At 64.4% G+C, this 15,711-nt stretch carries 11 protein-coding genes and 2 pseudogenes; 6 read left to right on the top strand and 7 right to left on the bottom strand.

What is annotated here, in order from left to right; genetic code table 11:
* Positions 1-140: 140 nt before the first annotated feature.
* The 6 genes from urtC to LZD57_RS11740 all read right to left on the bottom strand — a co-directional run bounded on the left by urtC (position 141) and on the right by LZD57_RS11740 (position 7,484).
* The gene (gene urtC, locus LZD57_RS11765; RefSeq protein ID WP_233718653.1) at positions 141-1,292 is read right to left on the bottom strand and encodes an urea ABC transporter permease subunit UrtC; all 1,152 of its coding nucleotides are present in this window, start codon (positions 1,290-1,292) and stop codon (positions 141-143) included.
* A 250-nt stretch (positions 1,293-1,542) separates the two neighbouring features.
* The gene (gene urtB / locus LZD57_RS11760) at positions 1,543-3,171 is read right to left on the bottom strand and encodes an urea ABC transporter permease subunit UrtB (protein WP_233718651.1); all 1,629 of its coding nucleotides are present in this window, start codon (positions 3,169-3,171) and stop codon (positions 1,543-1,545) included.
* A 257-nt stretch (positions 3,172-3,428) separates the two neighbouring features.
* Positions 3,429-4,736 (bottom strand): urea ABC transporter substrate-binding protein, encoded by a 1,308-nt coding sequence (gene urtA / locus LZD57_RS11755; protein WP_420844757.1) that lies wholly within the window; start codon positions 4,734-4,736, stop codon positions 3,429-3,431.
* 305 nt (positions 4,737-5,041) lie between these two features.
* Entirely contained in the window at positions 5,042-6,082 is a 1,041-nt protein-coding gene (locus LZD57_RS11750) for a phosphotransferase family protein (protein WP_233718649.1), read from the bottom strand.
* A gap of 65 nt (positions 6,083-6,147) precedes the next feature.
* The gene (locus LZD57_RS11745; protein ID WP_420844756.1) at positions 6,148-6,660 is read right to left on the bottom strand and encodes a MaoC family dehydratase; all 513 of its coding nucleotides are present in this window, start codon (positions 6,658-6,660) and stop codon (positions 6,148-6,150) included.
* A complete protein-coding gene (locus LZD57_RS11740) occupies positions 6,660-7,484 on the bottom strand; it encodes an SDR family oxidoreductase (RefSeq protein WP_233718647.1) in 825 nt (274 codons plus the stop codon). Before LZD57_RS11740 ends, LZD57_RS11745 begins: the two co-directional genes overlap by 1 nt.
* A gap of 174 nt (positions 7,485-7,658) precedes the next feature.
* On the opposite strand from LZD57_RS11740, the gene LZD57_RS11735 reads away from it, so the two are divergent.
* The 4 genes and pseudogenes from LZD57_RS11735 (at position 7,659) to LZD57_RS11720 (ending at position 11,392) form a co-directional block, all read left to right on the top strand.
* The gene (locus tag LZD57_RS11735; RefSeq protein ID WP_233718646.1) at positions 7,659-8,384 is read left to right on the top strand and encodes a TetR/AcrR family transcriptional regulator; all 726 of its coding nucleotides are present in this window, start codon (positions 7,659-7,661) and stop codon (positions 8,382-8,384) included.
* Positions 8,385-8,401: 17 nt separating this feature from the next.
* Positions 8,402-9,616 carry an acyl-CoA dehydrogenase family protein gene (locus tag LZD57_RS11730; RefSeq protein ID WP_233718795.1) on the top strand — a complete coding sequence of 405 codons (1,215 nt, stop codon included), beginning with the start codon at positions 8,402-8,404 and terminating at the stop codon, positions 9,614-9,616.
* A 147-nt stretch (positions 9,617-9,763) separates the two neighbouring features.
* Positions 9,764-9,982: pseudogene (locus tag LZD57_RS11725) on the top strand (pentapeptide MXKDX repeat protein); the annotation flags it as partial.
* Positions 9,983-10,342: 360 nt separating this feature from the next.
* Positions 10,343-11,392, top strand: a complete 1,050-nt coding sequence (locus LZD57_RS11720; protein ID WP_233718644.1) for a threonine aldolase family protein — start codon at positions 10,343-10,345, stop codon at positions 11,390-11,392.
* A gap of 843 nt (positions 11,393-12,235) precedes the next feature.
* Here LZD57_RS11720 and LZD57_RS11715 read toward each other — a convergent pair.
* Positions 12,236-13,390 carry a branched-chain amino acid ABC transporter substrate-binding protein gene (locus LZD57_RS11715; protein ID WP_233719808.1) on the bottom strand — a complete coding sequence of 385 codons (1,155 nt, stop codon included), beginning with the start codon at positions 13,388-13,390 and terminating at the stop codon, positions 12,236-12,238.
* 387 nt (positions 13,391-13,777) lie between these two features.
* Between LZD57_RS11715 and LZD57_RS11710 the strand changes: the two are divergent.
* Positions 13,778-14,008 (top strand): annotated as a pseudogene (locus LZD57_RS11710) (Rmf/CrpP family protein); the annotation flags it as partial.
* A gap of 262 nt (positions 14,009-14,270) precedes the next feature.
* Positions 14,271-15,701 carry a glutamine synthetase family protein gene (locus tag LZD57_RS11705; protein WP_233719812.1) on the top strand — a complete coding sequence of 477 codons (1,431 nt, stop codon included), beginning with the start codon at positions 14,271-14,273 and terminating at the stop codon, positions 15,699-15,701.
* Positions 15,702-15,711: the final 10 nt, after the last annotated feature.

Below are 15,711 nucleotides of genomic sequence, written 5' to 3'. Positions count from 1 at the left end.
GATCGTTCCTCGACCGGCCGCGGGCCGGCCGCTTCCGCCGCATTCCGGACCGGTTTTCCAGGACCGCTCCCCTGCGGCGTCGTCAGTGTGTGCACGTCGCCCGCGACCTTGCCTGCCACTTTCGTCTCGACCATCCTCGCCTACTCCGCCGGATTGGGGACGGCGCCTGCCGCCTCGCCCTTTTCGGCGTCGCGCGCCCGGCGGGTCGCCCGGAAGGCGTCGAAGCCGTGATCGATGGTGCCGACGATGCCGCGGGGAAGGAGCAGCGTGACGAAGACGAACAGACCACCCAGCAGGAACAGCCAGGTTTCGGGCCATACCGTGGTGAAGATGGTCTTGCCGTAATTGACGAGCAGCGCGCCGAGGACGGGGCCGATCAGCGTGCCGCGCCCCCCGACCGCCGCCCAGATCACCACTTCGATCGAGTTCAGCGGCGAGAACTCGCCCGGATTGATGATACCGACCTGCGGCACGTAAAGCGCGCCGGCGACACCGGCCATCACACCCGAAACGGTAAAGGCAAAGAGCTTCACATATTCCGGTCGCCAGCCGATGAAGCGGGTGCGGCTTTCGGCGTCGCGAACCGCGATCATCAGCTTGCCGAGCTTCGACCGGGTAATCCAGCCAACCAGAAGCACGCCGATCGCGAGGGCGACGCAGCTTGCCGCGAACAGCGCCGCGCGCGTCGATACAGCCTGGATCGGAAAGCCGAGAATGTCCTTGAAGTCGGTCAGACCGTTATTGCCGCCAAAGCCCATGTCGTTTCGGAAGAAGGCGAGGAGCAGCGCATAGGTCATCGCCTGGGTGATGATCGAGAGATAGACGCCGGTGACCCGCGACCGGAAGGCGAAGAAGCCGAAGACGAAGGCGAGCAGGCCCGGGACCAAAACGACCATCAGACAGGCGAACCAGAACTGGTCGAAGCCATACCAGTACCAGGGGAGTTCCTTCCAGTTCAGGGAGACCATGAAATCCGGCAGGACAGGATTGCCGTAACCGCCCCGCGCGCCGATCTGGCGCATCAGATACATTCCCATGGCATAGCCGCCCAGCGCGAAAAAGGCGCCGTGGCCGAGCGACAGGATGCCGACATAGCCCCAGACGAGATCAAGTGCGAGCGCGAGGAGCGCATAGCAGACAAAGCGACCCCAGAGCTGCACGGCATAGGACGGGACATGCAGTGGATGGTCCCGCGGAAGGCCGAGATTGGCCATCGGAACGAGGACTGCGGCCGCGAGGATAACCGCAACCAGGATCCAGACGCGGGGGCCGAGGAAGCGGGCGAGGATCATCGCGCGGCCTCCGTCCACCAAGGCGAAACGGCAGGACGCCGAGTTCTGCGATTGGCCTGATCTCCCCCCTTGAGGGGGAGATGCCTGGCAAGGCAGAGGGGGGTGCGGCGTGCGCCTTGGTTCTCGAATGGGGAAACGCCTGCGCGTGGTATACCCCCCTCTGGGCTGCCGCCCATCTCCCCCTCAAGGGGGGAGATCAGCCAGTTTCCGCCGCGGCGGCCGATCGGAAGTGAACTCGAAAACAGGCCGATCATGCGTCGACGAACCTCCCCTTCTGGGCGAAGAGGCCCCGGGGGCGCTTCTGGATGAACAGGATGATGAGGACGAGGACGACGATCTTGCCGAGCACCGCCCCGGCATAGGGCTCGAGGAACTTGTTGACGACCCCGAGCGACATCGCCCCGACCAGCGTGCCCCAGAGATTGCCGACACCGCCGAAGACCACGACAAGGAAGGAGTCGATGATGTAGCTCTGCCCGAGGTTGGGCGAGACGTTGTCGATCTGGCTGAGGGCCACCCCGGCGATGCCGGCGATGCCGGAGCCGAGCGCAAACGTCATGGCGTCGACCCAGGGCGTCCGGATGCCCATCGCCGCCGCCATGCGGCGGTTCTGGGTGACGGCGCGCATCTGCAGGCCGAGCGGCGTCCGGTTGAGGACGGCGAGCAGCGCCAGGAAGACGACCAGCGCGAAGACGATGATCCACAGCCGGTTCCAGGTCACCGACATCAGCCCGACGTCGAAGGCGCCGGACATCCAGTCCGGATTGCCGACCTGCCGATTGGAGGGGCCGAAGATGGTGCGCACCGCCTGCTGCAGGATCAGCGAAACGCCGAAGGTCGCGAGCAGCGTCTCCAGCGGCCGGCCGTAGAGAAAGCGGATCAGCCCGCGTTCCATGACGAGACCGACGGCGCCCGACACGAGGAACGCCAGCGGCAGGGCGATCGCCAGCGACCATTCGAACAGTCCCGGCGCGTTGTTGCGGATGAATTCCTGGACGACGAAGGTCGTGTAGGCGCCGAGCATCACCATTTCGCCATGGGCCATGTTGATGACCCCCATGACGCCGAAGGTGATCGCCAGCCCGATCGCCGCCAGAAGCAGCACGGAACCCAGCGACAGGCCGTACCAGACGTTCTGCATCTGGTTCCAGAAGGCGATGTTGTTCTGGATGGCGACGATCGCCGCCTCGGCCGCCTGCCTGGCCACCGGATCGTCGGTCGCACCGGCGAAACGGATGAGCATGGTCAGGGATTCCCGGTCGGCGCGACCGGCCAGAACCTTCGCCGCCGCCGCCTTGTCCTCGGCCGGAAGATCCGAGGCGAGAACGGCGCTGGCGCGGGCTTCCTCCATGCGGGCCTTGACCGCCGCGTCCTCCTCCGCCGCGATGGCGGCATCGAGCGGTCCGATCATCTCGGGATCGGCCTCGGAGAAGAGCGTGCTGGCGGCGCGCATGCGCTGGGCCGGGTTGTCGGCCCGGAGCGTCAAGGTGCCGAGGGCCCCGGTCACGGCATTGCGGATCGAATTCTTCACCCGGACCTTCTGGAGATCGCCGCTCGGCACGGTGCCTGCGCTTGCGCCGGTGATCGGATCGAAGATCTCGTAGTCGCCCCCCTTGCGGGTCGCGACGAAGACCGCCTCGTCGCTCTCCCGCCAGTAGAGATCGCCGTCACGCAGCGCCCTCAGCGCCCGGGCGACGCGCTCGTCGCCGGTGGCGGCGAGTTCGGCGATGACCGCCTCGGTCGCGTCGAAGCTCTGCTTGCCGCCGAACTTCTGAACGATGGCGGCGGGATCCGCCTCCGCCTGCTGTGCCGCCGCCGGACCGGGGCCGAACAGCAACACGGCAAGACTGAGGAGCAGCCACGGTATCGCTCGGTTCATGTCGTCTCACACGATCCTTCGCGGCCGCGAAACGTCCGGCCACAGGCAATGAATGGGAAGGGCGGAGCGGCCGAGGGCCACCCCGCCGTCGCTGCTCGGGAGGCAGGCTTGATGCTTTGCGAGCGCAGCGTTCGATACGCCCTGGCTGCGGCGGACTGCGGCGGGAGAAAACCGCAATCCGCCCCACCGGGTGCCGGAGCACGATCCTTGCGGAGAGCCCGGTGCCAGAGCTCTCCGGATCGCGCTCGCGGCGCGTCTCAGTTGGACGTCGCGGCGTCGCCGAGGCACTTCTTCGCCTCGGTGTCGTAGTTGCCGCATTTCAGGTCGACCCAGTCGGCCTCGAGCTTCTTCGATTCCGGCAGGAAGTCGGACCAGGCGTCGCCCGGCACGAGATCGTCGGTCTCGGAGACGACGTCGAACTGGCCCTCGTCGTTGATCTCGCCGATCAGCACCGGCTTGGTGATGTGATGGTTCGGCAGCATCTTCGAGGTGCCGCCCGTGAGGTTGGCCTGCTCGATGCCCGGCAGGGCGTCGATCACGGCGTCGGCATCGGTGGTGCCGGCCTTCTCGACCGCCTTCACCCACATGTTGAAGCCGATGTAATGGGCCTCCATCGGGTCGTTGGTGACGCGCTCGTCATTGCCGATGAATTCATGCCACTTGGCGATGAACTCCTCGTTCTCCGGCGTGTCGACGGACTGGAAATAGTTCCAGGCGGCGAGATGGCCGACCAGCGGGCCGGTGTCGATGCCGGCGAGTTCTTCCTCGCCGACCGAGAAGGCGACCACGGGAATGTCGGTCGCCGCGACGCCCTGATTGGCGAGTTCCTTGTAGAAGGGAACGTTGGCGTCGCCGTTGACGGTGGAGACGACGGCGGTCTTCTTGCCGGCCGAACCGAATTCCTTGATGCGCGAGACTTCCGTTTGCCAGTCGGAGAAGCCGAAGGGCGTATAGTTGACGATGATGTCCTCGGCGGCGACGCCCTTGTCCTTGAGATACTGCTCGAGGATCTTGTTGGTGGTGCGCGGATAGACGTAGTCGGTGCCTTCCAGCACCCAGCGCTTCACGCCTTCGTCCATCAGATAGTCGACCGCCGGGATCGCCTGCTGGTTCGGGGCGGCGCCGGTGTAGAAGACGTTCCGCTCGGACTCCTCGCCCTCGTACTGGACGGGATAGAAGAGGATCGAGTTCAGCTCCTTGAACACCGGCAGCACGGACTTGCGCGACACCGAGGTCCAGCAGCCGAAGACCGCCGCGACGTCGTTCTGGCTGATCAGCTCACGAGCCTTTTCGGCAAAGAGCGGCCAGTCGGAAGCCGGGTCGACGACCACCGCTTCCAAGGGCCGGCCGAGCACGCCGCCCTTCTTGTTCTGCTCGTCGATGAGCATCAGCATGGCGTCCTTGAGGGTCGTCTCGGAGATCGCCATCGTGCCGGACAGCGAATGGAGGATGCCGACCTTGATCGGCTCGCCCGTCGGCGCCTGGGCGTAGCTTCCGGTGACGCCGAACGCGGCGATCGTCGCCGCCGCGGCCGTCTTCTGCATCCATCTCATGGCTGATTTCATCATGACCTCCAGTCGTCGCACGGGCCGTTCTCCGGCCTCGGGGAGGTCAATGAGCAAAGCCCGTGCCAGACTTGACTCGACGGGAGGTCAGAGCGGCAACTTCGCCCGAAAGGGTGCTATTGGCGCCGTGGAGCGAGGATGACGCCGCGACCCTTGCGCGAACGGGGGACGAAGGGATGCGTTGAAAGTCGGCACTGCGATGAAACTCTGTGCAATTCGCGCGCAAATGCACAAGAATTCCGCAGTTGATCACGCCGCGGCTGGCGCCGCGGCGACCCGGCGCCGCCCCGACATGCAACGGCCCGTCACGCAGGCTCGATCGCCTCCAGCGCCAGCTTCGCCAGCACCGGCACGTTGCGGCCGTAGACCTGTGCCTTTTCGGGGTTCGACGCATTGCCGTCGGCGTAGCGCTTGTAGACCCCCTGCAGAATCGCCGCGAGGCGGAAGAAGGAGAAGGCGAGGTAGAAGGTCCAGTCGTCGACCCCGTCGAGACCGCGGCGCTCGCAGTAGCGTGCGACGTAGTCCGCCTCGCTCGGAATGCCCCGCTCGGCCCGGTCGACGCCGCCGAGACCCTTGAAGGTGCCGCGATTGGGCAGGCGCCACTGCATGCACTGATAGGCGAGATCGGCGAGCGGGTGGCCGAGGGTGGAAAGCTCCCAGTCGAGAACGGCGAGGATTTCGGGCCGGTCCCTGGCGAAGATCAGATTGTCGAGGCGATAGTCGCCATGGACGAGGGTGGTGACGCCGTCGTCGGCGGGCAGATTGTCCTCCAGCCAGTCGATCAGCCGGTCCATCTCGGGAATGTCGTCGATCTTCGACTGACGCCACTGTTCGCTCCAACGCGACAGTTGCCGGTAGAAATAATTGCCGGGACGGCCGAAATCGGCGAGACCGGCCCGCTCGAGATCGACGGAATGGATCGCGGCGAGGGTTCCGTTCATGGCGTCGAAGATCGCGGCCCGCTCCGCAGGATCCTCGGCCTCCGGCAGTGCAGGATCCCAGAAGATCCGGCCGTCGACGTGCTCCATGACGAAGAAGGCCCGACCGATCGGCGACTCCTCGTCGCCGGCGAGGTGCAGCATCGCCGGAACCGGCACGTCGGAGCCGGCGAGCGCCGCCATCACGCGGAACTCGCGATCCACCTGATGGGCGGATTTCAAGAGCTTGCCCGGCGGCTTCGCCCTGAGCACGTAGGTGCCGCTCTCGGCGTCCAGCCGATAGGTCGGGTTCGACTGGCCGGACTGGAATTTCACGATCTTTTCGAGGCCGGCAAAGCCGTCGATCGCGCCCTCCAGATAGGCGGCGAGCGCGTCCTGATCGATCGGATCCGCTTCGCTGTCAGCCATGATCGCCCTTCTCCCTGCTCAGACGCCGTCCCGCCCGGCAATCCTCGGCTTTGCCGGACTCGTGATCAGTCTCCCGGCGGCGTGATCACAGTCAGGGTGATCCACTCGGCCGTCAGCGCCGGCTTCACGGCCCCTTCGATCTCAACGGCGGCGTCCCACGTGGTCTGCAGGCTGACGGCGCGCTCGGTGAGGCCGACCATCCGGAAGCGGCCGCGAACCCTCGATCCCGCCTTCACCGGGTTCAGGAAACGGATCCTGTCGAAGCCGTAGTTCATTCCCATGCGCATGCCCTCGACGCCGGGAATCGCCTCGTAGGCGAGGGTCGAAAGCAGCGAGAGCGTCAGGAAACCGTGGGCGATCGTCCCGCCGAAGGGCGTCTCGGCCCGTGCGCGCTCCGGATCGACATGGATGAACTGATGGTCGTGGGTGGCGACGGCGAACCGGTCGATCATCGTCTGGTCGACGGTGAGCCACGGCGAGAACGAGGGCTCCGCCTCCAGCAGCTCCCGATACCGCGCGAGCGGCACCATCCGCTCGGCGATCAGCGCCTCCGTTTCGGCCACCGAATTCAATGCCATCAATCTTCCCCGAACAGCTCCGGTCCCGTCATCGTGCCGATGCCGCCGTCGATGGGCAGGATGGCACCGGTGATATATGCGCCGGCCCGTCCGCAAAGGAACAGGGTCGCACCGGCGATGTCGTCCGGAAGGCCGATCCGGCCGAGAGGAACGCCGCGGCCGACCTTCTCGGCCTTTTCGTCGGTGCCGGTGGCGAAGGCGGTCATCTTCGACTGGAAGGGCCCGGGCGCGAAGGCGTTCACGGTGATGCGGCGCGCGGCGAGTTCCTTCGCCAGCGACCGGGTGAGATGATGCACCGCCGCCTTGGAGGCGGCGTAGGAATAGACGTTTTCCGCCAGCGGCTGGGCGCCCATCACCGAGCCGAGATTGACGATGCGGGCCGGATCGTCGTCGCTGGCCGAGGCTTCGAGCAGCGGCAGCAGCGCCTGGGTGAGCAAGAACAGCCCGACCACGTTGACCGACAGCACCCTGTTCCAGGCCGAATAGGGAAACTCGCCGAGCGGCGCGCCCCAGGAGACGCCGGCATTGTTGACGAGAACGTCCAGCCTGTCCGTCCGCTCGCCGATCGCCTTCGCCAACGCGGCGACGCCCTCCTCGCTGGAGACGTCGCCGGAAAGCGCCATGACCGTGCCCGGATGACCCTCGGCGCCGATTTCCTCCGCCGCCGCCTCGCAGGCTTCGAGCTTGCGCGAGGCGATGTGGACGGTCGCGCCGGCAGCGACGAGCGCCGTCGCGATCATCCGGCCGATGCCGGTCGCCCCGCCGGTGACGAGGGCGGTCTTGCCGCGAAGCGAGAACAGTCGTTCGAGGATGGGATCGGCCATGCGGACAGCCTTCCTTGCTGGCGTTCGTCCGGCATCTAGGGCCGGTGGGCCGCAGCCCAAGGCGCCGGCGCCCGGCTTTCGCCCCGATCGCTCGTTTGACACCGCGCGAAGTTGCATGTCCCATCCTCGACGACGCCGCCCGACGCAACGGGCGGCGCCGTCGAGGATCGGTCGATGCCGGAGCGCGAGAGACGAGACCAGGACCGGCCCCGCCGGCGACCGCCGCGGCGGGAGCGGGACTTCGCCGCGATCCGCGGCGGCGAGGACGCGGCGTTGCGCCGCCGCATCCTTGCGGCGGCGGCCGAGATCTTCGCGGCCCGCGGCTATGCCGCCGCCTCGATCGACGAGGTGGCGAAAAGCCTCGGAGCCACCAAGGGCCTCGTCTATCATCGCTATCGCTCGAAGGGCGAGCTTCTGGCCGATCTGTGCGAAGACGGCCTCGCGCGCCTTGCCGCCCGCACCGACGAGATCGCCGGCCGCCGCGAACGGGCGATCGCCCGTCTGACCGAAGCCGCGAACGTCCATTCCGCCGCGGTGCTGGCCGACATCGCCCTGCATCGCACGCTGGCGGGGGCGACGTCCGGCATGGCCATCGCCACCCTCGGTGCCGGCGAGGCCGAGGCGATCGCCGGCATTGCCGAGAGGCGCCGACGCTACGACGCGATCTTCACCCGGCTGATCGCCGAGGCGGTCGAGGAGCGCGACCTGCCGACCGGCCGCGACACGGCCATGCTTGGCCGGATCTTCGTGACGGCGCTCGACGCGCCGATCCTCTGGCCGCACGACACGATTGCCGAACTTGCCGACCGACGCGGTTTGATCGCCCGGCAGTTGGCCTATTTCGCGCTTCGGGGGATCGGAGCGTCCGACACGACGCTGAGGGAGGAGTTTTCACGATGACGGTTTCGCCACAGGCAATGGATCTCGGCCTTTCGGAGCGGCTGAAGCCAATTCACGCCGCGGTCCGCGACATGGTGCGCGACGAGATCGCTGCCGCGAGCGAGGAATTCCTCGCCGAGGTGCCGAAGGACGGCCGCTTCGTCTACACGCAGCGCCAGCGCGACATCCTGGAAGGTCTGAAGGCGGCGGCGAAGAGCCGCGGCCTGTGGAACTTCTGGCTCACCGCCTCGGCGCGCGGCTACGGCCTTTCGACGGTCGAATATGCCTATCTCGCCGAGGAGATGGGCAAGGCGCATCTCGGCGCCGAGACCTTCAACTGCTCGGCGCCCGACACCGGCAACATGGAGGTGCTGGAGCGCTTCTGCACCGAGGAGCAGAAGGCGCCCTGGCTGCCGCGCCTGCTCGAGGGCGAAATCCGCTCGGCCTATCTGATGACCGAGCCCGGCGTCGCCTCCTCCGACGCGACCAACATTTCCATACGCTGCGTCGCCGACGGCGACGACTACGTGCTCGACGGCGAGAAATGGTGGGCGTCCGGCGCCGGCGATCCGCGCTGCGCCGTCTACATCGTCATGGCGCGCACCGGGGGCGACGACCGTCCCAAGCATGGTCGCCATTCCATGCTGCTCGTTCCCGCCGACACGCCGGGGATCGAAGTGCTGCGCGCCATGCAGGTCTTCGGCGACGACGACGCGCCGCACGGCCACATGCACATCCGCTTTACCGGCGTCCGGGTGCCGAAATCGGCGATGATTCTCGGCGAGGGCCGCGGATTCGAGGTTGCCCAGGGGCGCCTCGGGCCGGGGCGCATCCATCATTGCATGCGGGCCATCGGCCAGGCGGAACTCGCCCTGGAGATCTTCTGCCGGCGGGCGCTTTCCCGCGAGGCCTTCGGCAAGAAGCTGGCCGAACTCGGCGAGAACTACGACGTCGTCGCCAAGGCCCGGATGGACATCGAGATGGCACGCCTCCTGTGCCTGAAGGCCGCCTGGATGATGGACCAGGGCGATCCCAAGGCCGCGGCGCCATGGATCTCGGCGATCAAGGTCGTCGCCCCGAGCGTCGCCATCGACGTGGTCGATCAGGCGATCCAGCTGCATGGGGCGACCGGCATTTCGCAGGACACGCCGCTCGCGCGGATGTGGACCCATGTGAGGACGCTCCGCCTCGTCGACGGGCCGGACGCGGTCCATCGTCGCCAGGTCGCCCGGTGGGAGTTGAGCAAATACTGAGGTCGCTTCGACGGCCTCCCCGCCCGGCGATCGGGCGTCCTCACGGGGAATTCATCGTCCCGCCGCGCAGGTCCGGTAACGGCCGGCTCGCGCGCCGCGAAGCCCGTCGCGAACGCCGATTTGCGCGTTCGCAACGGAGAACCAACCATGCGCAAGTTCATTCTCGCCGCCCTCGCCGCGACGGCGCTGTCCGCTCCCGCTTTCGCCCAGGACACCATGAAATCCGACACGATGAAATCCGATGCGATGTCCTCGGATTCGATGTCTTCGGACGCGATGCACTCGGATTCCATGTCGCCCGACGGCATGAAGTCCGACGCCATGGCGATGGAAGGCGACATGATGACGATGATGAAGTCGGGCCAGGTCATGGCCGTCATGCCGGACGGCCACATGGGCACGACGTCATCGTCGGACGACGCGATGATGGCCAACATGATGAAGCACGGCAAGCCGGTCGAGCACTGCATGCTGTTCATGACCGGCGAGGACGGCAAGACGATGATGATGGAGGCGACCGCCTCCGCCACCATGCAGGAATGCGAGAAGATCGCCAAATGAGCCATGGCGGAGCCGCCGCCCGCCGGCGGCTCCGCCATGAATTCGGGACGATGCGGCTCACGGGGCGCCGGCCTCCAGGCCCGATCGAAGCCCTGAACGGGATGGCCCGAGCAGCGCTAGAGCCGTCGTCTTGCGCTTTTTCGCGACGCAATATACGCCTCGCCCATGATCTTCGCATCCGACAACTGGTCCGGCGCCCACCCCGCCATCAACGAAGCCCTCGCCCGCCACGGCGAAGGCATGGCCAGCGCCTACGGCACCAGCGACCTCGACAAGGCGGTCGAAAAGCGCTTCGACGAGATCTTCGAGCGCGAGGTGGCGGTGTTCTTCGTCGGCACCGGAACGGCGGCGAACTCGCTGGCGCTCGCCTCGGTCAACCGGCCGGGCGGCGTCGTCCTCTGCCATCGCGAGGCGCATGTCGTCGAGGACGAGTGCGGCGCGCCGGAATTCTTCACCCATGGCGCCCGCATGGCCCCGGTCGACGGGCCGAACGGCCTGATCGACCCGGCGAACCTCAGGCGCGAGATCGCCCGCTTCAAGCCGGGGCACGTCCATGCCGGACAGCCGATGGCGGTCTCGATCTCGCAGCCGGGCGAGGCCGGTACGCTCTACGGCGCGGACGAGATCGAAGTGATCGCCGGCATCGCCCACGAGCGCGGCCTGACGCTGCACATGGACGGGGCACGCTTTGCCAACGGCCTCGTCGCGACCGGGCTCTCGCCGGCCGAAATGACGTGGAAACTCGGCGTCGACATCCTCTCCTTCGGCGCCACCAAGAACGGCTGCTGGTGCGCCGAGGCGATCGTCGTCTTCGATCCCGAAAAGGCGACCCAGTTTCCCTACATCCGCAAGCGCGGCGCGCAGCTCTTTTCCAAGACGCGCTTCGTCGCGGCGCAATTCATGGCCTATTTCGAGGCCGGCCTGTGGCTCGACATGGCCGGCCACGCCAACCGGATGGCCGACCGCCTGCGCGCAGCGCTTTCCGCGTCCAACGCGGCGCGCGAGGCCTGGCCGACCCGCAGCAACGAGGTCTTCGCCATCCTGCCGAAGGATCTGGCGACACGGATGCAGGCGGCGGGCGCCGTCTTCTACGAATGGAATCCGCCCCATTCGATGCCGGATCTCGTCGCCGAGGGCGAAACGCTCGTCCGCCTCGTCACCAGCTGGTCGACGCCGGAAGCGGACGTGGAGCGGTTCGCGAGCTTCCTTCGGTAGATCAGACGCCGTGAATTGGGACACGACCTGCTCCGCCTTCTTAAGGCTTCGTCGCTGATAAAAAAATTACGAGGTCGGCTGACTTTGCCGCCCGTCGAATATTGTTTTTGCACACCTCCACATAGAATTGCGACTATCTACATATTTCTAAATAAACCAATTATCGGAACAAAAAATTAAAACAAAATTTTTTTATTAATTTAATATATACCCCATTTATTTTCTATATTGCAATACGACATCAAATAAGATGCCTCAATAGGCTTCATGTAATATTCTTTAGAAACCTTTATAATCATTTGAGAGTAGTTATTCATAAAAGAGCGGTATCGATATTCATATAAGCTGCAATACGACACATCCCTACATCCACCCATTTCCATACATTTTGAAAGCATCGTGAAAGATGACGATGTCTCTATAATATTGTTGAATATATCTTTGTTCTCCTCCAAAAATAGTATTTCTGGTGTGTTGTTATGGATATCTTTTTTTCTTTTTCCAATATTTGAAATTGGTGAGACATTTTTCTCTAGAAAATCTAGCGTCTCCTTGCGATTTATGGTCCCCAACAGCAATCTTCTCCGAAAATCTGTTCTAATCAATTCTCTTGAGATTTCTTCTTTCAGATTTTTTTCGATGAATTCTATATAGTTTGAAATTGTAAAACGATTTGCGGTCGATATTGCCCCTAATATTACAACAATAATGCCTATGGTCGAAATTGTGGTTTGTATTATTTCTTTGTTATTTATTATAATGTGAATCCAAGATTTTTCCTTTTTTATGAACCCTCCCTTTCTGATACTTTTCAGGTCGGAATTTGTATTCACACACCCCCTCCTATCGGCAAGCGCCGTTGTCGAGACAGTCGTCCGGGCAACAAAATTGCGGGTCCGACATGTTCACGTAGTCGTACTTGCCGTCCTTCCACTCGTAGACGACGTAGCCGGGCAGCGTGACGTCGCCCTTGTCGTCGAAGGAGAGGTCGCCGATCACGGTGTCGAAGGTGCCTTCGTCGAGCGCCTTGACGACCGGGTCGAAATCGGTCGAGCCGGCCTCGTTGACGGCGTCGGCCCAGGCCTGGATCGCGGCGTAGGTGTAGAGGACGTAACCCTCGGCGGTCTTGCCCTCGGCCTCGAGTGCGTCGACGACCGGCTTGGCCGCCTCGTTCTTGCGTGGGTCGGGCGAGAAGGTCATCAAGGTGCCTTCGCCGGCGTCGCCGGTGATCGCCCAGTATTCGTCGGTGACCAGCGCGTCGCCGGACATGATCGTCGTGTCCATGCCCTGCTCGCGCATCTGGCGCGCCATCAGGCCGGCTTCGGTGTGGTAGCCGCCGATATAGACGAGGGTGACGCCCGCCTGCTTCATCTTGGTGACGAGCGAGGTGTAGTCCTTTTCGCCGGCCGTGTAGGCCTCGGTCAGGACCGGCTTGCCGCCGGCTTCCTCGTAGTACTTCTGGGTCTGATCGGCGAGGCCCTTACCATAGGCCGTCTTGTCGTTGATGATCGCGACCTTGGCGTCCGGGAAGTTCTTGTAGATGTAGGCGCCGGCGACCTCGCCCTGCTGGTCGTCGCGGCCGACAACTCGGTAAATTCCCGGCCCAGGACGATTATCAGTGAAAGCCGGATTGGTCGAGGCCGGCGAGATCTCGACGATCTGCTCGTTGGCATAGACCTGGCTGGCCGGGATCGACGAGCCCGAGCAGAAGTGGCCGGCGACGAAGGAGACGCCCTCTGAAGCGAAGTTGTTGGCGACGGCGACCGCCTGCTTCGGATCGCAGGCATCGTCGCCGACCGAGAGCTTCAGCATCTCGCCGTTGACGCCGCCCTTCTCGTTGATGTCCTTGACTGCCTGCTCCGCACCGATCCTCAACTGCTCGCCGAAGCTCGCATACTGGCCGGTCATCGGGCCGGCGACGCCAATCGTGATGTCCGCGCGGGCAGAAAAAGCGCTTGAAATGCTTGCAACGAAGACGAAAATCAAAATTCGCTTCATTTTCACTCCTATAGCGCATAGGCATCGGCTTACAACCGGATCATAACGCTGCGTAAATTAATGTTCAATTGGAAAATCATTTAGCAAAGGGGCCGGGATACGAAAATTTACGGTCTCGCAAATCGTCGCCGCATTGCAATTATTGAGCCCGACGAGCCCGCCAAAAGCCAGTCTTGAGCCTATCGTCATGAATTCCTATCAAATTTGCTCGATTTGGTTGAATTGTCCCCGAATGCGGCCCCACATTCTTTTTACGGAGGCACAGAGGCAACGACACAGAGGCAACGACAAAGCAGGCGCTTCGCGCTTATCGCGAATATGGCCGCAATTGCTCAACTCTAAGCTTTCCTCGATGAAAAAAGACTCGTCAATCGGACAAAAGGGAGAAGAGACATGACGACCGATGCGCGCGAACAGGGCCGACTGGCCTTCGTCAACAATCACCCGATGTCGTCCTGCGAATATCCGGTCGGCTCGGATCTGCGCTCGGACTGGATGACCGGCTGGCAGGCCGCCCAGAACGCCGCCCCGAAAGGCGACGGCGCGTCGCATTCCGGCATGATGGCGGATGCCCGCCGCGCTGCGACGCTCGGCCGGCCGGACGCGCACGAATCCTGATCGCGGCGCTTCTCGCCGGAGGGGCATTCGGACGGATTTGAAGCGGGCGGCGCGTTGCGCCGGCCGCCTCGGCCTGCCGATCACCCTTCCCTCACCCCTTTCCAGCCTGTATCCTTGGGAGAAGCCCCTCAGGCCCTCAAGACAGGCATTCATGTCCAGCACCAAGAAGCCGAGTTCCTCGCGCCCCAGGACGCCGGAGCGGATCGATTCCAAGCGCCGGTCCTCCGGCGGCAACGAGGCGAGCCCGATCAAGGGCGCTCCCATGCCGGTCAAGCGGGATCTCGCCCATCTGAAGCTCTCGCCGGAGGAGACCCGCGCCTTTCTGGAATCCAAGCGCGGCGTCCGCTCCATGGATGAGGCGCGCGAATGGCTGCAACTGAGAGGCATCGACGATCTGGAGTGCATCACGCCGGATCTCGCGGGCGTCGCCCGCGGCAAGATGATGCCGGCGAAGAAGTTCACCGCCAACACCTCGCTGGCGCTGCCGTCGGCGCTGTTCATGCACACGATCTCCGGCGAATATCCGGAAGAGAGCGGCGAGTTCCGCTATTCGCCCAACGACGGCGACCTGAAGCTTGTGCCGGACCTTTCGACGTTGTCGCTGGTTCCCTGGGAGAACGATCCGACCGCCCAGGTGATCTGCGATCTTGTCGATCATTCGGGCAGCGCCGTCGGCTATACGCCGCGCAACGTCCTCAGGCGCGTCCTGGCGCTCTACGAGAACAAGGGCTGGAAGCCGGTGGTCGCGCCGGAGATCGAATTCTACCTCGTCTCCAAGAACGTCGATCCCGACTATCCGCTGGTGCCGCCGATCGGCCGCTCCGGTCGGCAGATCCAGTCCGGCCAGTCCTATTCCATCGGCGGCGTCAACGAGTTCGACGAGCTAATCGACGACATCTACGACTTTTCCGACGCCCAGGGGCTCGAGATCGACACGCTGATCCACGAGGAAGGGGCCGCGCAGCTCGAGATCAATCTGCGCCACGGCAACCCGCTGGAACTCGCCGATCAGGTCTTCATGTTCAAGCGCACAATCCGCGAGGCGGCGCTCGGCCAGGACATCTACGCGACCTTCATGGCCAAGCCCATCCAGGGTCAGCCGGGCTCCGCGATGCACATCCACCAGTCGGTGGTCGACACGGCGACCGGCCGGAACGTCTTCTCGAACGAGGACGGCACGGCCTCCGACCTCTTCCACCACTTCCTCGGCGGCATGCAGCATTACGTGCCGAAGTCGATCCTGATGATGGCGCCCTACGTCAATTCCTATCGCCGGCTGACCTACGGCATGGGCGCGCCGACCAACACCGCCTGGGGCTTCGACAACCGCACCACGGCTTTTCGCGTGCCGAATTCCGATCCGGCCGGGCGGCGGGTCGAGAACCGCCTGCCCTCCTCCGACGCCAACCCCTATCTCGCCATCGCCGCCTCGCTCGCCTGCGGCTATCTCGGCATGGTCGGCGCCATCGCGCCGGGCGAGCCGACCGATCTCACCGTCAACGAGGACGGCGAAATCGCGCTTCCCCGCGGCCTGCTCGAAGCGGTGGCGGCCTTCGAGGCGGAGGACCACTTCAAGGACGTGTTCAGCCGGGAATTCGTCGCCACCTATGCCGGCGTCAAGCGCGGCGAGCACGAGACCTTCATGCAGGTGATCAGCCCCTGGGAGCGCGAATTCCTGCTCCTGCAGGTCTGATGCCGCGCGA

The sequence above is a fragment of the Jiella avicenniae genome (assembly GCF_021390325.1).
Lineage (GTDB): Bacteria > Pseudomonadota > Alphaproteobacteria > Rhizobiales > Rhizobiaceae > Jiella > Jiella avicenniae.
Note: the sequence above shows the minus strand (reverse complement) of the source record. Positions and strands in the feature narration are given on the sequence as shown.

Excerpts from the sequence above, each read along its gene's own strand:
- LZD57_RS11715 (WP_233719808.1), bottom strand. The coding sequence starts at position 13,390 with ATGAAGCGAATTTTGATTTTCGTCTTCGTTGCAAGCATTTCAAGCGCT.
- urtA (WP_420844757.1), bottom strand. The coding sequence starts at position 4,736 with ATGAAATCAGCCATGAGATGGATGCAGAAGACGGCCGCGGCGGCGACG.
- urtC (WP_233718653.1), bottom strand. The coding sequence starts at position 1,292 with ATGATCCTCGCCCGCTTCCTCGGCCCCCGCGTCTGGATCCTGGTTGCG.
- LZD57_RS11705 (WP_233719812.1), top strand. The coding sequence starts at position 14,271 with ATGCCGGTCAAGCGGGATCTCGCCCATCTGAAGCTCTCGCCGGAGGAG.
- LZD57_RS11740 (WP_233718647.1), bottom strand. The coding sequence starts at position 7,484 with ATGGCCGATCCCATCCTCGAACGACTGTTCTCGCTTCGCGGCAAGACC.
- LZD57_RS11750 (WP_233718649.1), bottom strand. The coding sequence starts at position 6,082 with ATGGCTGACAGCGAAGCGGATCCGATCGATCAGGACGCGCTCGCCGCC.
- LZD57_RS11720 (WP_233718644.1), top strand. The coding sequence starts at position 10,343 with ATGATCTTCGCATCCGACAACTGGTCCGGCGCCCACCCCGCCATCAAC.
- urtB (WP_233718651.1), bottom strand. The coding sequence starts at position 3,171 with ATGAACCGAGCGATACCGTGGCTGCTCCTCAGTCTTGCCGTGTTGCTG.
- LZD57_RS11730 (WP_233718795.1), top strand. The coding sequence starts at position 8,402 with ATGGATCTCGGCCTTTCGGAGCGGCTGAAGCCAATTCACGCCGCGGTC.
- LZD57_RS11745 (WP_420844756.1), bottom strand. The coding sequence starts at position 6,660 with ATGGCATTGAATTCGGTGGCCGAAACGGAGGCGCTGATCGCCGAGCGG.
- LZD57_RS11735 (WP_233718646.1), top strand. The coding sequence starts at position 7,659 with ATGCCGGAGCGCGAGAGACGAGACCAGGACCGGCCCCGCCGGCGACCG.